Here is a 20513-nt window from a genome sequence, read left to right as displayed (position 1 = left end):
ATAATGAAGTTACCCCTTTAAAAATATATAAACTTAGACCCGCAGCCCGTTGCTGTGGGTCTCTTTTTTTATATGCCCGGTTAGCATCGTTTTCTTGTTATTAATAATTTGGATCGTACGCGAAATTATCCTACTTTCTGGTGGTAAGATAGGTATAAGTACAACACGAAGCTCATGAAGGAGAGGTTGCGAGATGAAGAAAAATAGGCTGGGTCAGTCAGACCTGTATGTAAGTGAGATTGGCATTGGTTGCATGTCCATTGGGACCGAGGAGAAGACCGCCGTCCGTCTCATTCATGAAGCTTTGGACCAAGGGATTAATTTCCTGGACACCGCTGATCTCTATGACCAAGGTCGTAACGAGGAGCTTGTAGGCAAAGCTATACAAGGGAGACGCGAACAGATCATTCTGGCTACCAAGGTGGGCAACCGGCGAATTCAAGGACAAGATGGATGGGTATGGGATCCATCAAAGTCTTACATAAAGTCCGCAGTGAAGGAAAGCCTGAGAAGGCTTGGAACAGATTATATTGATTTGTACCAGCTCCATGGAGGCACACTGGATGATCCCATTGATGAGACAATAGAGGCTTTTGAAGAACTGAAGCAGGAAGGGTTAATCCGGCAGTATGGAATATCCTCAATCCGCCCGAATGTGATTCATGAATATGTGAATAGATCCGGCATTGTTAGCGTGATGAGTCAATATAGTCTATTGGATCGAAGACCTGAGGAACAAATTCTGCCCCTGCTTGCCAAACATGGCATCAGCCTGATTGCGAGAGGGCCGCTGGCCAAAGGAATACTGACGGAGGATGGCAAGCATAAATCAGATAAAGGATATTTGGACTACACGCCGAAGCAGCTTGCTCTGCTGCGAGAGGACTTGAGGAAAATATCGAATAATCGAGGTTCGCTGCATCAAACCGCACTTCGGTATCCTCTCTATCATCCAGCTGTGGCAGCTATCATACCGGGTGCAAGCTCTGCACAGCAAATTGTAAGAAATGTCCAGGAAGGCCAGGACTCCAGCCTGTCGCCCAATAAATATGAGCAAATTCAGCAGCTAACCAAATCGACCGACTACGATCAGGAGCATAGGCTAGATGACCGCAGCTAGGTCCTGCTTCATGAACAGTATGGTCCAGCCTAATTATGGAATATACTGCGTGATTACGAATGAACTTTGACCAGATTGTGCATGTTTCAGCCATTTTGTTCATATGATTTCGCTGCGATTCGGAATAGAATATATAACTGTAATCAAGGATCATTAACAGGGGGAACAATTGACGATGATTAACGTGACGATATGGAATGAGTTTGTTCATGAGAAAATTCACGACGAAGTTAGAGCTGTCTATCCTGAAGGTATTCATACTGCATTAGCAGAAGGATTATCCGGAGAAGGTTTTTCCATTCGTACTGCAACTTTAGATGAGCCTGAGCATGGTCTGACTGAAGAGGTATTGAATTCTACCGATGTGCTGATCTGGTGGGGACATATGGCACATGACCGTGTAAGTGACGAAATTACACGCAAGGTAGCTCAGCGTGTTCAGCAGGGGATGGGAATGGTTGTCCTGCACTCCGGACATTTCTCCAAACCATTTAAGGCGTTAATGGGCACGAGCTGCGATCTGAAATGGCGTGAAGTGGGCGAACAGGAAATTCTGTGGAATGTCAATCCTACACACCCTATTGCTCATGGCGTTAACGCAAGTATTATCCTTGAGCATGAGGAAATGTATGGTGAGTTCTTCGATATTCCAGAACCGGATGAACTGGTCTTCATCAGTAATTTTGAAGGCGGGGAAGTCTTCCGCAGCGGCTGCACCTTCCGCCGGGGGGAAGGGAAGATCTTTTATTTCCGCCCAGGTCATGAGACTTACCCAACTTACTACAACAAGGAAATCCTGCGTGTTATTGCTAATGGCGTGAACTGGGCCAATCCGGTTCATACCTTAAAGCCGGTATTTGGTAACAGCGAGCCGGTTAGAGCTATCCACAAAGGTATTCTGGTGTAATACATTTGCATGATTGACCGTTTGGTCCGTTAACATTACGGGCCAAACGGTCATTTTTTTTGTTGATAAGGAACAGGGACGGAAAATATGCAGACAGGTATTGAACTGTGATACAGTGAAGGAGAGACTATATTTTCCATATTTAATGGGGGAGTCATGCTGAGACTTAATGAAGTGAATATCAAAAATAAGCTGGGTATCCTCCTGCTTCTGTTCGCAGCCTCGGTTCTATGCCTTATGCTGGGCAGTTACATAAGAGCGTACACGAATCGGGAGATCTACAGGTTCTTATACTGGAATATGTTCCTGGCCTGGATGCCGGCAGGGTTTGCTTTACTGCTTGATTGGATCTATGTATATATACAGAAAAATCGGGTACTTAGGCTTCTTTTATTTATTGCGGCGGGAACGCTTTGGCTGCTCTTCTATCCAAATTCTGCTTATTTAATAACAGACCAGTTCCATCCTTTTGTGATGTTCCAGAGAGAGTATGGTGAGCCCTTCTGGCAGGGAATCGAATTCTGGTATCATATGCTGCTGTTCTTTTCTGCAGCGGTGATTGGTCTGCTCCTAGGGGTATATTCGCTGTTGTCTGTACAGGAATTAGTAAGGAGGTCCTTCGGCAGAGCGCAATCCTGGATATTTGCAATCGTTATGCTGGGGCTGACAAGCATGGGGATCTATCTCGGCCGCTTCATTCGCTGGAACAGCTGGGATGTTATCGGGAGTCCGCAGCAAATGGTTCAACAAGTGTTAATGATGTTCACCGATACGGAAGAGTTAAGGCGTATGATTCCTTTTACAGGCATGATCATGATCATCCTTCTGTTCAGCTACTTTATAATCATTGGATTTAGCAGGATGAGACAACAAGAATAGAGGCGTACCGGGACTTCGCTCTCCTGGTACGTTTTTTTTGTGATTACACAGTTGACAAAGGAACAGAATGTAGACTATATTTTATTAATCGTAATAATTACAATTAACAAAGGAGAGAGCCATGGCGAAAAAGTCTAAAGTTGTGAAAGAGAGGCGGCGCAGAGAAATGGTTGCAAAGTATGCAGAGCGCAGGCAGGAACTGAAGCTACAAGGAGATTATGCCTCGCTGCAGAAGCTTCCTCGGGATGCTTCGCCTACAAGATTGAAGAACCGCTGTGAAATTACGGGCAGGCCCAGAGGTTACCTATCGAGGTACAAGGTGTCCCGGATTGTATTTAGGCAGCTTGCTCATAAGGGACAGATCCCCGGGGTTAAGAAGGCCAGCTGGTAAGCAGATTCAACCGATGATCTAACATGAGAAAGGAATGATGAATAAATGAGAGTAGTTGTTACTTTAGCATGTACAGAATGTGGAGACCGTAACTATACAACAACCAAGAACAAGAGGAATCATCCGGAGCGGTTGGAACTACGCAAGTATTGTCCTAGGCTTAAAAAGTACACGATCCATAGAGAGACACGTTAAGATTGGATCGAAATTCATGAGTATTTACACTACTGTGCCTATAAGCCCGCAGGATTTGGTTAAATAATAACTTAGGAGTCACTTCATAAGGTGGTGCCGTCTGTGGGAAACTACAATCTGGATAAGCTGCAGCATCATATCCTGATCTGCCATGGTTCAAGCTGCAAAAAGAACAAAGCCGAAGAAATCACCGCTTCAATTCGGGATGAAATCAAGAGCCAGGCGACGACTTCGATTCTAGTGACCAGAACGGAGTGCCTGAAGAGGTGTTCGGATGCCTGCAATGCAGTGATCTATCCTGCGGGAGTATGGTACAAGGAAATGACATCTGGAGCGGGTCGCAAGCTGGTCAGGAAGCTTGCGAAGGGCAAGCTGATGAAGAAGCATATTTCATATGATGTAGGCAAAAATAAAGAGGCGACCTAAGGGGTCGCCTCTTTATTTAGATCATTGTGCTTCGCTTTGGGAAGCCTCGCTAGCCTGTTGAAGCGCCTCAAGAAACACTTCAACAGGCTGTGCGCCTGTAATCGCGTACTTACGGTCAATCAGGAAGAAGGGAACAGCGCGGATCTCAAGCTCCGACGCTTCTTGTTCATCAGCCCGAACTTCTCCCGCATAATCGTCACGACTGAGCATATTTGCTACAGCTTGTTCGTCAAGACCAACCTGGCCAGCAAGAGCAGACAACACTGCATGATCACCGATATGCTTGGAATCCGTGAAATAAGCTTGGAACAGTAGCTCATTCATCTCGGAAGCTTTCCCGTGCTTGGCTGCGAAATGAGTTAGACGATGGGCGTCTAGCGTATTCGTCAGAATCGTTGTATCCAGCCGATATTGAAGTCCAACCGACTTTGCCTGTTCGGTGACATCCTGGTTCATGGCTATGGCTCGTTCGCGGGTCATTCCGTACTTGCCTGCCAGCATGTCATGAACATCATAATCCACATCCCGTTTGGCATGCGGATCAAGCTCAAAGCTTCTGTAGATCACTTCAACGTCACTTGTATCTGCCAATTGCTGCAGGGCTTGCTCAAATCGACGTTTTCCCATATAGCAAAAAGGACATGCATAATCAGACCAAATTTCTACCTTCATCATTTACCTCCAGTACTGCCTAGAATGTAATCTTCTTGCTGGGATAATCATAGTTACTTTATAAAAGGGTGTCAAATCACCTAGAATTTAATATATAAAAAGTTACATATATAATTATTGACGTTAACGTTAAGTGTATATTATAATATTTACATATCAAACGCCCAGAAAAGAGGTCTTGGATGTGCTCAAAATTGAAGAGGTAGCGTGTCAAACGGGCCTGACTAAACGCACGATCCGGTACTATGAAGAGCTCGGTCTCCTTCCCTCACCCAAGCGGAGTGAAGGGGGGATTCGGCTGTATACCCAGGAGGATATTGCTCTCCTGAACAAGATTGTCAGTGCCAAGGAAGTGCTGGGCTTCTCGCTTCAGGAGCTTCATAAGTACGTGACGATTGAGGAGCTGCTGAAGGGTAAGAATCAAAAGTATCAAGGAGAGAAAGATCAGCTTACGAATGAGCAGCGGAAGGATAAGCTTCTGGAAATCGAAGAAGTACTATCTGAACAGCTAGAGCTGCTCGCTCGCAAAATGGATAATATTGTTAAGTTCCAAAGTGAGCTGACGGGTCTCCGGGATAAAGTTCATATCAAGCTTAGGGCGCTTGGCATGGAGCCGGGTCGCGTTCCTAATTCAAATTCAGATTCGACTGCGCCAGCTACATGAGACGAATCTAGTCTGCATCTAACGCACGTATTTTATCTAAGTGGAGGTTATTCTAGTATGCAATCAGAGTCTAAACTGGCCGGAGATCTTCAGAAATCTTCGGGATTATTATCTCAGCCGAAAGCCGTATGGGCTGTAGCTTTCGCTTGTGTTATTTCTTTTATGGGTCTGGGTCTTGTCGACCCGATCCTGCCAGCCATCGCTGAGCAGCTGCATGCGAGCAAGAGCCAGGTATCTCTTCTTTTCACAAGTTATAATCTGGTTACAGGCATAGCCATGCTAATTACCGGGGTAGTATCCAGCAGACTGGGTGTAAAATGGACGCTTCTGTCCGGGATGGTTCTGACGATTATCTTCGCAGGTCTTGGCGGTGCTTCGCATACGATCGGCCAGATTGTCGGCTTCCGTGCAGGATGGGGACTAGGTAACGCCCTGTTCATTGCGACCGCCCTGTCGGCGATCGTGGGATTCTCCAAATCGGGAACGGCTAAAGCCATTATTCTTTATGAAGCGGCACTAGGCCTCGGGATCTCGGTTGGGCCCCTTCTAGGCGGGGAACTGGGCTCCATCTCTTGGCGGGGACCTTTCTACGGGGTCAGCACACTCATGGTCATCGGTTTTATCTTTATCCTATTTGTACTGCCTAAGACACCAAAGCCAAAACAGACGAGCTCGATCGCAGACCCGTTTCGGGCACTAGGTTATCCGGCTCTGCTCACTCTAGCTATTGTTGCCTTTCTATATAACTTCGGGTTCTTTACACTAATGGCTTATTCTCCTTATGTGATGAAGCTGGATGAGCATGGACTCGGTTATGTCTTCTTCGGCTGGGGAATTATGCTGGCGATTACCTCTGTTCTGGTAGCACCAAAGATTCAAAAACGGTTTAGTCTTGTCAAATCGATCAGCTGGATGCTGACTTTATTCGCAGCGGATTTGGCTGTTATGGCTGTGGGCACCATTAATCATTCTCCGGCAACAGTTATCATTGCGGTCATTGTTGCAGGGATTTTCCTGGGGATCAATAACACGCTGATTACGACGGCGGTTATGCAGGCGGCACCCGTAGAACGTGCTACGGCATCAGCTTCCTACAGCTTTGTACGTTTTCTTGGGGGTGCATTGTCCCCTTGGCTGGCGGGTAAGCTGTCTGAGTGGTCAACCGCGCAGTCGCCTTTCTGGTTCGGGGCATTTATGGTTATGCTGGGTGTAATGGTTCTGATTATCCGCCGCAGACATCTGGATCATATCAATAGAAATGGCGGACATTAAGGGTTCTGGACAGTGTAGAATGATAACTAGGCATGTGATTCAGCATTCATCAGGTCAGGTCATGACAGTAAAATAAACGATCTAAAGCATCCGCCATTTCTGAAATGGCGGATTTTTGCGTGCGTGCGTACTTTATCGTACAACCAATCATAAATGAGCAAAAATAATCTATTTACAAAGTTTGAAAACGCTATTATAATCATAAATGAGCATAAGTGATCGCAAATGATCTTGAACGCTCACAGAATTGCTCATTTGAGAAAGGGTGATTCCAAATTGTTGTTTGAAGAGGAAAGAAAATCACAGCTGGTTCAATATCTCGAGCGCAATCAAAGAGCATCGGTTCAGGAACTGAGCGAGAACTTCGAAGTGTCTGAATCTACAATCCGCCGGGATTTGAAAGAGCTTGAGGAGGCCAAACTTCTAAAGCGGACACATGGTGGAGCCGTGGCGATTCAAAGTGCGGGATTTGAACCGAGCATTCTGGATAAGGAAGATGTGCTTAAGCCCGAGAAAGAACGCATTGCCCGTGAAGCGGCACGCCGAATCCGGGAAGGGGATACCCTTCTGTTGGACTCTGGAACAACCACCCTTCATTTGGCCAAGGAGATCAAGCAGTTCACTTCCATTCGTGTCATTACCAATTCCATGCTGGTACTTAATGAACTGAAGGACAGCAGAAATATAGAAGTTACCCTGCTAGGCGGTATTCTCAGGCCCGAAACTCAGGCCTTTGTCGGTCCCATGACCGAGCTATCGCTGGACATGATTCGGGTAGATAAAGCGTTCATCGCAACGAACGGGATCGACTTAAAGCAGGGAATTACAACTCCAAATCTGGTAGAAGCAGCAACGAAGCGCAAAATGATTCAAATTGCGGGAGAAGTCATCCTGCTATCGGATCACAGCAAGATTGGTAAAGTTGCATATGCCAAGTTTGCTGATCTCTCTGATATCGATCATTGCATCTTTGATCAGGGAGTACGGACAGACTTCATCCATGAACTTAATAAGCTGGAAATAGATGTTACACTCGCTTCAGAATAGGAGAAATTGAGATGAAACCATCAGTAATCACGGTGACCTTAAATCCTGCGCTGGATAAGACAGTGACACTTGGAGAATTCCAGGTCGGTGGGCTTAACCGGGTACAAGAGATCAGAATAGATCCGGGCGGCAAAGGAATTAACGTAGCGAAGGTACTTAGAAATTTTCAAGTCTCTGTAACAGCAGCGGGTTTCGCGGGAGGCTTTAGCGGACGTCAGCTACTTGGAGATCTGGACCAGCTCGGAGTTGAGCAGGCTTTTATCCAGGTAGAAGGGGATACGAGAACGAACCTCAAAATCGTGGATGCATCTACATCCATTACAACGGAGATCAATGAACGAGGCGCGTTGATCCATGAGCGTGATGTTCAGGTATTTATGAGGCAGATGGAGACCCTTCTCGAAGGGGCCGAGGTTCTGGTTCTTGGTGGAAGCATTCCTCCGGGTATACCCGTGGATATCTACCGGACACTGACAGACATGGCAGGCCGCAAGAACGTGAAGACCATACTGGACGCGGATGGTGAGGCTCTTGCTGAAGGAATTAAAGGAAAGCCTTATGCGATCAAGCCCAACATTCATGAGCTGGAGCAGCTTATGGACCAGAAGCTGGAGTCCACAGAAGCTGTTGTTCAGGCCTGCCGAACTCTGCTTCGTGAAGGCATTCAACTTGTCATCGTCTCTATGGGAGCTGAAGGTGCGATCTTTGTAAGCGCTGACCAAGTGCTTAAAGCCAGCCCCTTCCCTATTGAGCCGAAAAGTACGGTGGGAGCCGGGGATTCCATGGTAGCCTCCATATCTTCCAGCATCCTTGCCGGACACAATCTGGAGGAGCTAGCCCGCTGGGCCACAGCTGCGGGATCCATTACAGCATCTAAGAATGGAACAGAAGTGTGCAGTATAGATGAGGTTGCTCAAAGCTTGAATTTAGTAGGTATCGAAAACATTGATTTTATCAGCTTCTAAAGGGGAAGATAACATGAAGAAATTATTAGCTGTTACAGCTTGTCCAACAGGAATTGCACACACCTATATGGCAGCAGAGTCTTTGCAGAAGTCAGCAGCAGAGAGAAATGTACCTATTAAAGTTGAAACGCGCGGGGCGATGGGAGTAGAGAACGAATTAACTCCTGAGGAAATTGCGGAAGCCCATGCGATTATTATCGCAGCGGATACCGATGTATTGGAAGAACGCTTCGCAGGCAAGCCGGTTGTTAAAGTACCGGTTGCTCATGGCATTAAGAGACCAGGAGAACTGATCGAGCAGGCACTCTCCAAACAGCCTTCTGCCCCATCAACAACACCAGCGGCGAGAGCAAAAACCGAAGAGAAAGAAACGGGCTCAGGCAATTCCATTTATAAGAACCTGATGAATGGTGTATCCAATATGCTTCCGTTGGTTGTAGCCGGAGGTCTCATTATTGCCCTATCCTTTATATTCGGTCTCAAGCCTGCAGAAGGAACATTCGGATTCCAGCTGCTGACAATCGGTAAAGCGGCGATGGGACTTATGGTCCCAATTCTTGCCGGATTCATTTCCTTCTCCATTGCCGGTAAGCTTGGATTAGCTCCAGGCCTGGTCGGCGGAATGCTCTCTACCCAAATTGGCGGAGGCTTCCTGGGAGGCATTATCGCCGGTTTCCTTGCCGGTTATGTTGCTAAAGGCTTAATCAAATACCTTAAACTGCCTAAAATTATGGAAGGGCTCAAGCCTGTACTGCTGATTCCTTTGTTATCTGTATTAGTTGTTGGACTGCTAATGATCTATGTAATTGGAGATCCTCTAAAATGGCTGATGGACGGATTGACATCTTGGCTCCTGACCATGGGTTCAGCGAATGCTATAATTCTTGGAGCCGTACTTGGTGCGATGATGGCAATCGATATGGGCGGGCCTTTTAACAAAACGGCCTACACCTTCGCCACAGGTTTGCTTGCAAGCAGCTTGTTCGGTCCGATGGCAGCCGTCATGGCGGCTGGAATGACACCACCGCTTGGAATTTGGCTGGCTACAGTACTTGCACCTAAGAAATTCACCAAGGAAGAACGCGAGGCGGGTAAAGTCGCTTCTGTCCTCGGACTGTCATTCATTACCGAAGGAGCTATCCCTTTTGGAGCGGCAGATCCACTGCGCATAATTCCTGCATTTATGATCGGCTCAGGGGTTGCCGGAGCCTTGTCCATGGCTTTCGGAGTTGGCCTTCATGCTCCGCACGGCGGGATCTTCGTTCTTGCTATTCCTAATGCGATCGATAATATTCTGTGGTATGTGCTTGCCATTGCGGTTGGAACGATTGTTACTGCGCTCTGCGTGAACTTGTTCAAAAGAAATAAAGCCGCTGCTTAACAGTTGGGGTATATGTATTAAAAAAGGAGTTGTCAGCTATGAATATTCATGATTTGCTAAATAAAGATTCCATCTTCCTGCCACTGGAGTCCGGCAGCAGGGAAGAGATTATCCGCAAGATGGCAGGTGGCCTTCAGGCATCAGGGTCAGTAACTGACCTGGAGCAGTACGTGCAGGCTGTGCTTGCCCGCGAACAACAAAGCTCAACAGGGATCGGGTTCGGTGTGGCCATTCCTCACGGTAAATCTGCAGGGGTAGCGAAAGCAAGCCTCTCATTCGCCAGACTCTCGGCACCGGCAGATTGGGAATCCCTTGACGACGAGCCTGTGTCGATGGTATTCATGATTGCTGTACCGGAAGAGAATGTGGGTAATGAGCACTTGAAGATCCTGGTTGCCCTGTCCCGTAAATTGATCCACGAGGAGTTCAGACAGCAGCTGCTGAATGCTAAATCGGTGGACGAAGTGATCGAGATTGTGAAGAGTATCTAAAAGTGTATAACAAAAAGCCGCCTTGAATGAATCAAGGCGGCTTTTTTTGGTAGGCTGAGATCTAAAATTCATGCGGTCAGTTGACCGGTTGAATCAGGAATTCTGTTGTTGGTTTAGCAGGTAGTCAACTAATGCAGGGAAGATATGCTGGCTTTTCAAACTTAGTAATAGGTGATTGACCTTATAGTTCGTTCCGAGTATTGAATTGGACAAGCCCGAGAATTCTTCAAATGTGGGAAGTTCCTTCCTCGTCAAGTGATCTACACTAATTGAATATGGGCTAAGCTTGTCTTGCAGCTCTTGTCTATCAAGCATGGGCGGTGAAGCATAGTCTTGTTTGAAACGCCAATTTAATATGCGAACAATCGTTAAGATTGCGACCATTTGTTTCTCGTCGAAATTATGATTGAGTGCAAACATAAAGAAAGGATAAGCATCTGAAGGAATCATTTTTTTCAAAAGATTGACCTGATGGGTTAATAGCTCCAGTCTGTCCTCGATCGTCATTAATTTCTCCCCTTTAAGTTAGGGGGATATCAACCTGAGATTCCCCCCCTATAAAAGTGTACTTGAGACTAAATAACCAGCCCCGGATCATTCACGGAGACTGGTTATTTATTAGGCATCTAGTGTATTGTATCCTCGTCCTGCTGTTGTCTGGATATTACATACAAAGCCAGCCAGATGAAAATAAACCCAACGAACTGAGGCATGGTTATGACTTGCTTGAAGACAATCCAGTTGACCAGTACGGCAACCATCGGGAAGCTTAGCTCAGCAAGGGTAGCGAAGGAAGCTTTGGTCGTGGATAGCCCTCTATAGTAGAGAAGGAGACTAAGCAGACCCGGAACCAACGCTTGCAGGAACATGTTCACCGTGGTGGCTGTAAGTTCACCCGCGCCGGAAGGAAGCGTCCAAGGGGCGCTCTCTGAAGTGGTGATCAGGAACAGCAGGGGTAAGGCAAGCATGAAGCGCAGGGAAGTTACCGTCTCATATTTCATACTCCGAAGCATATAGCGTCCCATAACTGTGGAGCCTCCCCAAAGTGCAGCAGCGCCAAGGGAGAGCAGACTTCCAACTTGAATGAATTCGCTAAAATTGCCAATCGGGAGTGTCCATCCAAAGGTTAATAAATAAGTTCCGGCAATAGCCAGGATAATGAGCCCTGAGAAGTATTTAGGAAGGGCTTCTCTCAAAATAAGTCTTGCCATGACAATCGCGAACAAAGGCTGCATCTTCTGAAGCAGTAGGACGGCATTGAGATTGCCGCTACCGGAAGACAGGGCCTGGGTGAATAGAATGGAGGCAATCGCGGAGCCTCCCCAGGAAATAAACAGAAGGGCAGCGGCCTGCTTAAGGCGAATGGACTTAAGTTCACTACGGTGGGACCATAATACCGGCGCCGCGAACAGGAATAACAGGACATGCTCCAGAAGAACAATTTGAGCCGAGGTCAGGTGCTTCAGCAGCTGAATCCGGAACAGTGGATCAGCACCCCAAAGCGCTGCCCCAAGGACGACGAACCAGAATCCGGTACCTACACGTCTACGGCTGTAATTTAGTGCAGTGTTGACATTTTCCATATTCAAAAACTCCTAACTGAATAGTTTTGAATATTGGACCTCGATGTAGAAAACCCCCATGTATACTTGAGCAAGTACACACGGGGGCTCATCAAACAAGCCACTGTGAACGGAAATAGAACCGTAACTCGGCTTGCTGTATGATCTTCTCCCATCCGGACTTTACCGTCGGCCTTGGAATCACACCAAGTCAGTCGCCACTTTGCTTGAGCAATCATGACGAGTCGCGGGCTTGAGGTTCACGTACGAACCCTCACCGCCGGTCAGGAATTTCACCTGCCCCCGAAGATCCATATTCGATTAGTTATTCTCATCTAACTATATGGAAACGCTTACTGTCAATATGACAGTCTCAAATATTTTATGACCGTTTTATAGATCAAGCGGTGTTAAATGCAGCACTTCGTCCTGATGGTTCCTTCGGAAGGTTCCTGGTGTATATCCGGTCCAGGCCACAAACTGGCGGCTGAAGCTCTGTACATTCTCATATCCAATTCGGTGGGCTATGCTCTCAATAGACTCACTGCTGCTAACCAGCATCTGCATCGCTTCCTGCCGCTTGAGGATCATCAAATATTCGCGCGGAGACATCCCGTAGAACTGCTTGAATACCCGGTGACAGTGGCGGCGGCTGACGCCGAGCTGATGTGAGATATTCTCGAGCCAGTCACCCGTGATATCCGGGGTGTTCGTATCTGAGGACAAGACCAGCGTCTCCACCTGCTTAGCAATCAGATAAGAAAGCTCTGAGCGCAGATTCGGCTCCTTGCCCTGATTCTCATGATCGAAATAGGACTGGAGCTCAGTTATCAGGGTGAATAGATGAAGGAACAATCTTGAGGTCGACTTAGAGTTGTCGTAAAGTGCTTCCATCAGACTCTCTACCAGCGGAACGAGCAGAGTATTAAGGGGATGTCCCTTCGGATAAAGTCCCTTATTATTCATCTCGAAGAGCTTAAGAAATATCGGATCATCCACCTGGAAATGCATGACGAAGAAAGTTGCATCATCCTGTCCTCTTATCTGATAATCATGCATCTGCATGGGAGATATGAGCATCAGATCTCCGGCCTGCTGCTCGTACTCAGTGGAACCGACTATAGCTGTCTGAGTACCTGCCAGCACGAGGTTAATCTCGAAGAGCATGTGATGGACATGACGACCGCAGGTCCAACCGCTGGTTACAGTGCGGGTATGGGGAGAATAGATACAGATTTCTGAACGTATATGAGGGAACCATCGTTCCGGCGGTAAATTTCTCATGATGAATAACAACTCCCCTGAATGTCCGATTTGGTTAAACTTGTGTTAGAATCGGGGCCGATTATGTTATAGATGATCTGGGCCTGTAGAATTATACTTATTTCTGTGCTGTTCAGCCAGCTCTAAATAGGAAGTCTCTATTCATATCATAAGTAAAAAAGCAGGTGAAGGAAATGGCAAGGTTAGAAACATTGGATTATACGAAGTGGTTCGAAAGTGAGCAGGTAGCCAAAATGAAACCGCTAAGCCTGCTGGCCAGACTTTTTAAAGATCACGGAAGCAAAGTAGCGCTATCGGCTTTTTACTTTACACTGAAGGCACTGCCTGTATGGGTACTTCCCGTGGTTACAGCGAATATTATCAACCTCGTTAGCTATCCGGAGCGGCATTCCCTATCCGAGTTCTGGATTAATTTTGCGGTCATTGTTGTCATTATTCTGCAGAACATTCCCACACACACGCTTCATATCAGCAATATCAGCATGGCCGTCCGTCATGTGGAAGCCGGACTGCGCAGTACGCTGGTTCGCAAGCTGCAGCAGCTTTCGCTGGGCTACCACGGGGACATGAATGCAGGAAGACTCCAGTCGAAGGTGCTTCGGGACGTGGAGGCTATCGATTTCTTGTCCAGACAAATGATGATGACCATTATTCCCTCGGTAATCAGCTTAATTATCATTATCGGACTTACTTTGTACCACAGCTGGATCGTTGCGTTATTCTTCATCCTTATGGCGCCTACCTCAATCTACCTCGTTCGGTTCTTCCGGACGAAGATGTCGAACAGCAACAGGGAGGTTCGGCGCAATATTGAGAAGATGTCGGGTACTGTCTCCGAGACAGTGGAGATGATTCCGGTAACCCGTGCACACGGACTGGAAGATGTGGAGATACGCAAGGTGGATAAGGCCCTTCAGCATATCCGTGAGCGGGGATACAAGCTGGATGTGCTTGAGGCCTACTTCGGCTCAACAAGCTGGGTGGTCTTCCAGCTGTTCCAGGTCGGCTGTCTCTTCTTCACAGCCTATTTGGCCCGTATTGGTATGATGGAGATCGGTGACATCGTGATGTATCAAGGCTTTTTCAATATGATTATCGGATCGGTAAGCTCCATCTTGAACGTATATCCGAACCTGGTGAAGGGCTTTGAATCGCTTCATTCTGTATCCGAGGTTCTGCTATCTAAGGAGACGGAAGAATATAAAGGGCGAGTCAATCCTGAGGTCATTCACGGTGGTTACAAGTTCGAGAATATGGGATTCAAGTATAAGGAGTCCGACCGTCATGTGCTGAGTGATTTCACGCTAGACGTAAAGCCTGGCGAGAAAATCGCCTTTGTAGGCGAATCCGGATCAGGCAAATCAACGATCCTGAACTTAATTATCGGCTTCTACAAGCCTCAGGCCGGACGTATCTGGATTGACGGGATTCCCATGGATGAGCTGAGCATGAAGCGTTACAGACAATCCCTGGCGATTGTACTGCAGAACAACATTCTTTTCTCGGGCACGATTCGTGAGAACATAACCTATGGGCTCCCCGAAATCTCGGAAGAGCATCTACAGAAAGCGATCTGGATGGCGAATCTGAAGGATGTTATCGATAGTCTTCCGCAAGGGATTGACACTTCTGTCGGGGAACACGGGGGAAGATTGTCGGGCGGTCAGCGTCAGCGTATTGCGATCGCAAGAGCCCTTGTGCGTGATCCCAAGATTATTATTCTTGACGAAGCGACGTCGGCGCTGGATAACGTGTCTGAACGGCATGTGCAGCAGGCTATGGAACAGCTGATGGAAGGAAGAACGACCTTTATCGTTGCTCACCGGCTGTCCACCGTAAGGAATGTGGACCGAATTGTCGTCATGAAGAAGGGCAGGATCGTAGAGAGCGGGACCTATGACGAGCTGATCGAGAAGAAAGGTGAGTTCTACAAGCTTAAGAATATGTAAAGCAGTCGTTTTAATGAATTAAGCACATAGGCAGCCCATGAGGGCTGCTTTTTTGTCATGGATCAAGACGAGGTGCAACTTTCCAGCATTTGTAAGCGTTGGAGTGGAGAGAGACTATTAGAATAAAACAGGGGGATCTGAAATGTTAAAACGGGGGTTCATGAGTATCTTGGTGTTAGGTCTTGCTCTTATGCTTGGAGCGTGTTCTTCGTCTGGCAGCAGCTCCTCGAGTAAGGAGCTAAGCGGCGGGGCTGCATCTGACGTTCAGAGTTCGGCGCATTCCTCGTCTGTATCCGGTTCGGATACCAACAGTCAAGCTAAAGAAGCTACAGCTGATACAACTGCTGCGAACGATTCGAAGCAGGCTGCATCGGGATTTACAGACAGCGAGAACAAGGTGGGCGCGGATAAGAAGCTCATCTACAAGGCTGAATTATCGATGAGCGTCAAGGACTATATGAAGGTCCAGGCGGAAATTAAGAACCAAGTCGGTCAGGCTGGTGGGTATATCGTTCAATTCTCGGAAAATCAGAGCGATCAGCAATTGGGAGGCAGCTTCATCATCAAGATTCCCGCAGCAGGATTCACTTCTTTCATTGACCGTATCGGCAAGATTAAGCATGAAACCTTGGAGCAGAATATTGAGGGCCAGGATGTAACCGAGGAATACATTGATCTCGAGTCCAGATTGAAAGCCAAGCTGATCATGGAAGAGCGGTACACGTCATTCATGAAGAAAGCCACCAAGACCGACGAGCTTGTTAAATTTGCAAATGAGCTGGGGCGCATCCAGGAAGAGATTGAACAGGCAAAGGGAAGAATGAGGTTTATAGATAATAATGTTGCTTATTCTACTGTGACAATCCAACTCTTTCAGCGGGATGGGGCGGACAATACGGTAGATTCCGGGAAAGAGGACACCCCGCTAATGGAGCAGGCTAAGGAAGCATTATCTGGCACGCTTCACGTCCTTTCCCTGCTTCTGCAGTGGACTGTTATTGTATTGGCAGGTGCTTTTCCTATTCTTATAATAGGGGCTGTTCTGGTAACAGTGATCTGGAGAGTGCGTAAAGTTAGAGCTCAGCGGAGGGCGGCTACACGGAATGAATTGAGAGAGGGTACAATTGGTGAGGCCCAGGATAATGCAGATACGAATGTAGTAGAAGACAAGAACGCAGATAGGAATTCGTAAAATAAAAGATCCCCCCTAACCTATGGCTTATAAGCCGTAGGTTAGGGGGGATCTCGACGTAAAGCTGGATTAGAATTTGAAAATGTGTATCGTCTTCTGAAGCTTGAACACCGCCTGATTCATGGCTTCTGCTTCGTCGGCAACGAGCTTGATGGAAGAGATCTGCTCGTTCATATACGCGGATACCTGCTCGGTACCGGCTGCCGATTGCTGCGTGATGGCGGATATATTCTGGATCGCGCCGGAAATCTGGTGGGCACTTTCAAGCATACCATCACTCTCTTTGGAGAAAGCTTCAATTTGTTCGGTAATGAACTGAACACTTTGAACGATCTGCTGGAAGATCTCTTTGGACTCTTTAATCATTTCGTTCTGAGTACGGACAACCTCTTCATTAATAGATATATGGCTAATCGCGTGCATTATATCCATCTCAATATTCCTTACGAGCTCGAATACTTCCTTGGTGGATTGTGTTGATTCTTCGGCTAACTTGCGGACTTCTTCAGCCACAACAGCAAATCCCTTTCCGTGTTCACCCGCACGTGCAGCTTCAATCGAAGCATTGAGCGAGAGAAGATTCGTCTGTTCCGCAATTTCGGAGATCGTCTTGGTGATTTTGGTAATTCCCTTAGCATTTCTGGAGAGAGTATCTATAGTTGCGCTTACTTTGTTGGTTGCCTCGATGTTTCGCTGCATGCCTTCCGCTTGCTTCTCCACAGCTTGACTTCCTTGTTCTACGAGGCTGAGAGTATGGGCTGATCGCACATTCATTTCCTTGGTTGAGTCGGCGTAGCTGCCGACCTTCTGCTCGATCGCTTGTATGGCGGTTGTCATACCGGCAACGTCCTGGGAAATCACGTTAGCTCCGACTGCGAGTTCATGTGCAGAAATTGCAACCTGATGCATGACCGTGGAAAGCTCCTGATTCTTATCTGAAATTCCCCGACTTGCATTCATGACCTGACTGGTGATTCCTGAAGCATCTCTTAGAATCTGAGTCAGCTTGTCCACCATGCTGTTGAAAGAGCGGCTTAAGCTGCTGGCAGTTCCCGTCTCATCTGCTCTTTGCGTGAAATCACCCTTGGAAATGCGGTTAGTTACGCTCGTGATCTCATCAAAGGAAGATGTGAGCGCTTTCTCAATTACGCGTGAAAGTGGATAGGTCAGGACCGCGAGTACCACGATCAATGCAATGCCTACCAGTACATTTCCTAGCAGAAGGAAGGTTACCAGAACAGGAATTCCGAACAATGCGGCAATCAAATAGCACGATGCTGTAATTCTCGTTGACATTGGTAGCTTGTTTAACCATGACATAGGAAAATCGTCCCCCTTTTATAAGACCCGTTTCCATATTATAACATCGTGCAGGATAAATGGTCTATATAAAGATAGGGGGCCGGTATACCTATTTCACATGTAGAACCGCTCAGTTCACTTACTCTTGAGATATTGTTCAATAAAATGAATCGCCTGCTCCTGATGGGCTGCACCATCTCGAATGCCAAGAATGACATCCGTGTGGGTAAGCTGAAGCTTAGCTGCAAGAGGGGTGTTCGAGACATCGATGCCGTAAATATGCTCGGCCGGATTCTCCTCCTGCTTACCCTTAAGGATCTGGGATTCCTGTAGCAGCGGCCCAAATCTATTCTTCGCTACGGCATCCAGGTTCATAAGGGCGCTGCTCTTCGCGATCCAGGCATAGGATTCTTTATCCATAATGAAGAGATCCGGGGTTTCGGTGCTAAGCTGCAGCAGGGCCTTCTGCTGTAATGCCATGCTGGTCTGTCCTAAGCCCTCCTTGGGTAGATAGGAGAGCACGGCGGTTACTCTTTTCCATTCGGGAAAAGGAGCCTTCAGAGATTCCTCAATCGCCGCTGTTCCTTCCTGAGTGCCCAGTGGAGAGAAGTCTCCTAGAATCATAACCGACAAATCAACCGGGGGCAGCTTGGCGAGCCGCTCCTGTTCCGCTCTATGATTCAGGTAAGCATTGATACCAACAATAACCACAATTAGAGCAATTAGACCGGCGAAGAATCTGGCTTTGTACAGGCGAAAGAAATCATCAATTTTCTCAGCGGGTCCCGCGAAGCCCTTGTACTTGGCGTACTTCTTTCTGGAAAGTTCCTCGAACTTCTGTCTGTCCTGTGTTCCCGTAATATTCCGGTATGCCTTAGCGATAGGCTCGAACTCCTCGGAAGGCTTGGAGCGGTACTGCCTGACAAGGATATCGAACCGCTTCTCTACATCCTCCCGGGAGGCATGGTCCGGTAAATCAAGCACTTCGTAGGAGTGCTTCAAATCAGAATCGTTGTCCATATCCATCTAAATTCCCCTTTTTTGTTATCACAAGTTCTGTAATTCCAATTATAAGGGGTGGGGGAATGAAATGAAAATATCCATCAGCATCTCACTTCTGGGAGTCGAAAATTTGGCGCGCCGTGCTAACCGCATTAAGCACTTTAGGGAATCCAGTATAAGGGTAGCACTGCAGCAAGGCCTCGATCACTTCCTGCCGGGTTAGCCCTACACGAAGTGCCGCATGGATATGTACGCGCAGCTGCGGTTCACATCCCCCTTGAGCCGTTAAGGAAGCCAGTGTAACCAGCTGTCTTTGCTTGGCGCTGAGCGTGGTTCTGCCGTAAATTTCACCGAAAGTGAAATCGACGATCTGGTCAGCCAGCACGGGGGCGATTCCGGCAAGTGACTCCAGTACCTGCACGCCATGCTCTCCGTCAATTTCTTGGAGCTTCTCAAGTCCCGCAGCGCGAATACTCCCGGCATTCAGGAGCTCATCCTGAACGGTTATCCGGATACCTAGCTCCTCGAACACCAGCTTGACAGCTGAGATTGCATTCAGCGCGCGAGGGAAGCCGCTAAACGGAATCGTATGGGTGATTAACTCGACGATTTCTTCCGGAGCAAGACCGGCCTTCATCCCGAACTGAATGTGCCATTTCAGCTGGCTCGGACAATCTCCTAGTGATGTAAGCGCGGCGATCGTAATCATTTCACGCTGGCTGTAGGATAGAAGGGGATTCGTGAACACTTGTCCGAAGAACTCAACTATATATCTACCGATATGCGGAGAGAGCTCACTTAAACTATCCAGGACGGCTTTGATGCCTTCCGGGTATGTATCCATCAACAGCTGTTCGCCTTTGTGATAGGCATGATTCATTTGAATTCCTCCTTTAGGGAAAAGTCTGTTTCCCATTGTGTATAGACCTTGATTTTGTCCTCAATCGCATCTTGATGTTCCTGTAAAGCTTCGATCTGCTTCTTAATAGATTCCAGGTGGGATTCGAGAAGCTGTCTCCTTTCTTTGGCAGTGGATGGACCCTGTCTTCTTAGGTGTGCAGCCTGCTGCATTTGTCGAATGGACATTCCGGTTGTCCGAAGACGGAGAAGGAACCGGATCCATTCCAAATCGCCTGCGGAATACTGCCGGCGTCCACCTGCAGCTCGTGTAATCGGATGAATGAGCCCATTTTTCTCATAATAACGCAGGGTGTATGTGCTGATGCCGGTTAACTCGGATATACTTTTTATACTCAATAGTTGTTGTTCCATAAACTCATTCTACAACTTAGAGCGCGCTCTAAGTCAACAGCATGAAAGGTAAAAATATACAGAGGTGATGAGCAGGGTACGGGTACTTGGAATCAGCGCACGTGAAAAAAAGAATGAGACCTGAAATCAGGTTCTCATCCTTCTCTAAGCGGACAGGCAGAACTCCTGCTGCCTTATTGACGTATGGTTACTCTCGTTCCTACCGGTACGAGATTCGATAATGCGACCACGTCCTCATTGTACATTCGGATGCATCCGTGGGATACATAATGCCCGATCGACGCGGGATCATTCGTACCGTGAATTCCGTAATGAGGCTTGGATAGTCCCATCCAGAGGACACCAAAAGGTCCACCCGGATTGGCCTGTTTATTAATAATGGTGTATTCGCCTGTGGGGGTCTGGGTTAACATGCGGCCTACACCTACGGGGAACGCCCGATATACCGTATTCCCATCCAGCAGGTACAGCTGCCTTTCCGACAAATCTACGATGATCCGATACTGGGGCACTTGGTTCACTCCTTGTTACTCAAATCCA

General features: G+C 47.5%; 23 protein-coding genes and 1 riboswitch. Of the genes, 14 read left to right on the top strand and 9 right to left on the bottom strand.

Annotated elements, in window-relative coordinates; genetic code table 11:
* Nucleotides 1-193: 193 nt before the first annotated feature.
* The 6 genes from ACEN86_RS14115 to ACEN86_RS14090 all read left to right on the top strand — a co-directional run bounded on the left by ACEN86_RS14115 (nucleotide 194) and on the right by ACEN86_RS14090 (nucleotide 3918).
* Nucleotides 194-1120, top strand: a complete 927-nt coding sequence (locus ACEN86_RS14115) for an aldo/keto reductase (RefSeq protein WP_495631250.1) — start codon at nucleotides 194-196, stop codon at nucleotides 1118-1120.
* A 175-nt stretch (nucleotides 1121-1295) separates the two neighbouring features.
* Nucleotides 1296-2027 carry a ThuA domain-containing protein gene (locus tag ACEN86_RS14110; protein ID WP_495631249.1) on the top strand — a complete coding sequence of 244 codons (732 nt, stop codon included), beginning with the start codon at nucleotides 1296-1298 and terminating at the stop codon, nucleotides 2025-2027.
* A gap of 156 nt (nucleotides 2028-2183) precedes the next feature.
* On the top strand, nucleotides 2184-2906 hold the full coding sequence (locus tag ACEN86_RS14105; protein WP_495631248.1) for a DUF1361 domain-containing protein: 723 nt from the start codon (nucleotides 2184-2186) through the stop codon (nucleotides 2904-2906).
* 121 nt (nucleotides 2907-3027) lie between these two features.
* Nucleotides 3028-3297, top strand: a complete 270-nt coding sequence (gene rpsN / locus ACEN86_RS14100) for a 30S ribosomal protein S14 (protein ID WP_495631247.1) — start codon at nucleotides 3028-3030, stop codon at nucleotides 3295-3297.
* A 45-nt stretch (nucleotides 3298-3342) separates the two neighbouring features.
* On the top strand, nucleotides 3343-3492 hold the full coding sequence (gene rpmG / locus ACEN86_RS14095; protein WP_495631246.1) for a 50S ribosomal protein L33: 150 nt from the start codon (nucleotides 3343-3345) through the stop codon (nucleotides 3490-3492).
* 102 nt (nucleotides 3493-3594) lie between these two features.
* Complete coding sequence (locus tag ACEN86_RS14090; RefSeq protein ID WP_495631245.1) at nucleotides 3595-3918, top strand: (2Fe-2S) ferredoxin domain-containing protein; 324 nt, start codon at nucleotides 3595-3597, stop codon at nucleotides 3916-3918.
* A gap of 21 nt (nucleotides 3919-3939) precedes the next feature.
* Here the strand turns inward: ACEN86_RS14090 and ACEN86_RS14085 are convergent, their stop codons facing one another.
* Complete coding sequence (locus ACEN86_RS14085; RefSeq protein ID WP_495631244.1) at nucleotides 3940-4593, bottom strand: DsbA family oxidoreductase; 654 nt, start codon at nucleotides 4591-4593, stop codon at nucleotides 3940-3942.
* Between the two features lie 175 nt (nucleotides 4594-4768).
* On the opposite strand from ACEN86_RS14085, the gene ACEN86_RS14080 reads away from it, so the two are divergent.
* The 6 genes from ACEN86_RS14080 (at nucleotide 4769) to ACEN86_RS14055 (ending at nucleotide 10410) form a co-directional block, all read left to right on the top strand.
* Nucleotides 4769-5254, top strand: a complete 486-nt coding sequence (locus ACEN86_RS14080; RefSeq protein WP_495631243.1) for a MerR family transcriptional regulator — start codon at nucleotides 4769-4771, stop codon at nucleotides 5252-5254.
* 57 nt (nucleotides 5255-5311) lie between these two features.
* Nucleotides 5312-6526 carry an MFS transporter gene (locus tag ACEN86_RS14075; RefSeq protein WP_495631242.1) on the top strand — a complete coding sequence of 405 codons (1215 nt, stop codon included), beginning with the start codon at nucleotides 5312-5314 and terminating at the stop codon, nucleotides 6524-6526.
* A 276-nt stretch (nucleotides 6527-6802) separates the two neighbouring features.
* Nucleotides 6803-7573 carry a DeoR/GlpR family DNA-binding transcription regulator gene (locus ACEN86_RS14070; RefSeq protein WP_495631241.1) on the top strand — a complete coding sequence of 257 codons (771 nt, stop codon included), beginning with the start codon at nucleotides 6803-6805 and terminating at the stop codon, nucleotides 7571-7573.
* An 11-nt stretch (nucleotides 7574-7584) separates the two neighbouring features.
* Nucleotides 7585-8538 carry a 1-phosphofructokinase gene (gene pfkB, locus ACEN86_RS14065; protein ID WP_495631240.1) on the top strand — a complete coding sequence of 318 codons (954 nt, stop codon included), beginning with the start codon at nucleotides 7585-7587 and terminating at the stop codon, nucleotides 8536-8538.
* A 13-nt stretch (nucleotides 8539-8551) separates the two neighbouring features.
* Complete coding sequence (locus ACEN86_RS14060; protein WP_495631239.1) at nucleotides 8552-9919, top strand: PTS fructose transporter subunit IIC; 1368 nt, start codon at nucleotides 8552-8554, stop codon at nucleotides 9917-9919.
* 38 nt (nucleotides 9920-9957) lie between these two features.
* Nucleotides 9958-10410, top strand: coding sequence for a PTS sugar transporter subunit IIA (locus ACEN86_RS14055; RefSeq protein ID WP_495631238.1), 453 nt, complete (start codon nucleotides 9958-9960; stop codon nucleotides 10408-10410).
* Nucleotides 10411-10503: 93 nt separating this feature from the next.
* Here the strand turns inward: ACEN86_RS14055 and ACEN86_RS14050 are convergent, their stop codons facing one another.
* From ACEN86_RS14050 to ACEN86_RS14040, 3 genes are all read right to left on the bottom strand, one after another.
* Nucleotides 10504-10917, bottom strand: a complete 414-nt coding sequence (locus ACEN86_RS14050; protein ID WP_495631237.1) for a hypothetical protein — start codon at nucleotides 10915-10917, stop codon at nucleotides 10504-10506.
* A gap of 119 nt (nucleotides 10918-11036) precedes the next feature.
* Nucleotides 11037-11993: a DMT family transporter gene (locus ACEN86_RS14045; RefSeq protein ID WP_495631236.1), complete on the bottom strand. Its 957-nt coding sequence runs from the start codon at nucleotides 11991-11993 to the stop codon at nucleotides 11037-11039.
* A gap of 139 nt (nucleotides 11994-12132) precedes the next feature.
* Nucleotides 12133-12287: riboswitch (FMN riboswitch) on the bottom strand.
* 78 nt (nucleotides 12288-12365) lie between these two features.
* Nucleotides 12366-13256 (bottom strand): AraC family transcriptional regulator, encoded by an 891-nt coding sequence (locus ACEN86_RS14040; protein WP_495631235.1) that lies wholly within the window; start codon nucleotides 13254-13256, stop codon nucleotides 12366-12368.
* A gap of 173 nt (nucleotides 13257-13429) precedes the next feature.
* Between ACEN86_RS14040 and ACEN86_RS14035 the strand changes: the two genes are divergently transcribed.
* Nucleotides 13430-15205 (top strand): ABC transporter ATP-binding protein, encoded by a 1776-nt coding sequence (locus tag ACEN86_RS14035; RefSeq protein WP_495631234.1) that lies wholly within the window; start codon nucleotides 13430-13432, stop codon nucleotides 15203-15205.
* 142 nt (nucleotides 15206-15347) lie between these two features.
* The gene (locus ACEN86_RS14030) at nucleotides 15348-16397 is read left to right on the top strand and encodes a DUF4349 domain-containing protein (protein WP_495631233.1); all 1050 of its coding nucleotides are present in this window, start codon (nucleotides 15348-15350) and stop codon (nucleotides 16395-16397) included.
* A 69-nt stretch (nucleotides 16398-16466) separates the two neighbouring features.
* Here ACEN86_RS14030 and ACEN86_RS14025 read toward each other — a convergent pair whose 3' ends face one another.
* From ACEN86_RS14025 to ACEN86_RS14005, 5 genes are all read right to left on the bottom strand, one after another.
* Entirely contained in the window at nucleotides 16467-17717 is a 1251-nt protein-coding gene (locus tag ACEN86_RS14025) for a methyl-accepting chemotaxis protein (RefSeq protein ID WP_495631232.1), read from the bottom strand.
* Nucleotides 17718-17834: 117 nt separating this feature from the next.
* The gene (locus ACEN86_RS14020; protein ID WP_495631231.1) at nucleotides 17835-18719 is read right to left on the bottom strand and encodes a molecular chaperone DnaJ; all 885 of its coding nucleotides are present in this window, start codon (nucleotides 18717-18719) and stop codon (nucleotides 17835-17837) included.
* Between the two features lie 91 nt (nucleotides 18720-18810).
* Nucleotides 18811-19581, bottom strand: a complete 771-nt coding sequence (locus ACEN86_RS14015; protein WP_495631230.1) for a carboxymuconolactone decarboxylase family protein — start codon at nucleotides 19579-19581, stop codon at nucleotides 18811-18813.
* Nucleotides 19578-19958: a MerR family transcriptional regulator gene (locus ACEN86_RS14010; protein WP_495631229.1), complete on the bottom strand. Its 381-nt coding sequence runs from the start codon at nucleotides 19956-19958 to the stop codon at nucleotides 19578-19580. Before ACEN86_RS14010 ends, ACEN86_RS14015 begins: the two co-directional genes overlap by 4 nt.
* 188 nt (nucleotides 19959-20146) lie before the next feature.
* A complete protein-coding gene (locus ACEN86_RS14005; RefSeq protein WP_495631228.1) occupies nucleotides 20147-20485 on the bottom strand; it encodes a L,D-transpeptidase in 339 nt (112 codons plus the stop codon).
* Nucleotides 20486-20513 lie beyond the last annotated feature (28 nt).

The sequence above is a fragment of the Paenibacillus sp. Paensp111 genome (genome assembly GCF_059492195.1).
The sequence above is the reverse complement of the archived record's forward strand: the minus strand, read 5'-3'. Positions and strand labels throughout refer to the sequence as shown.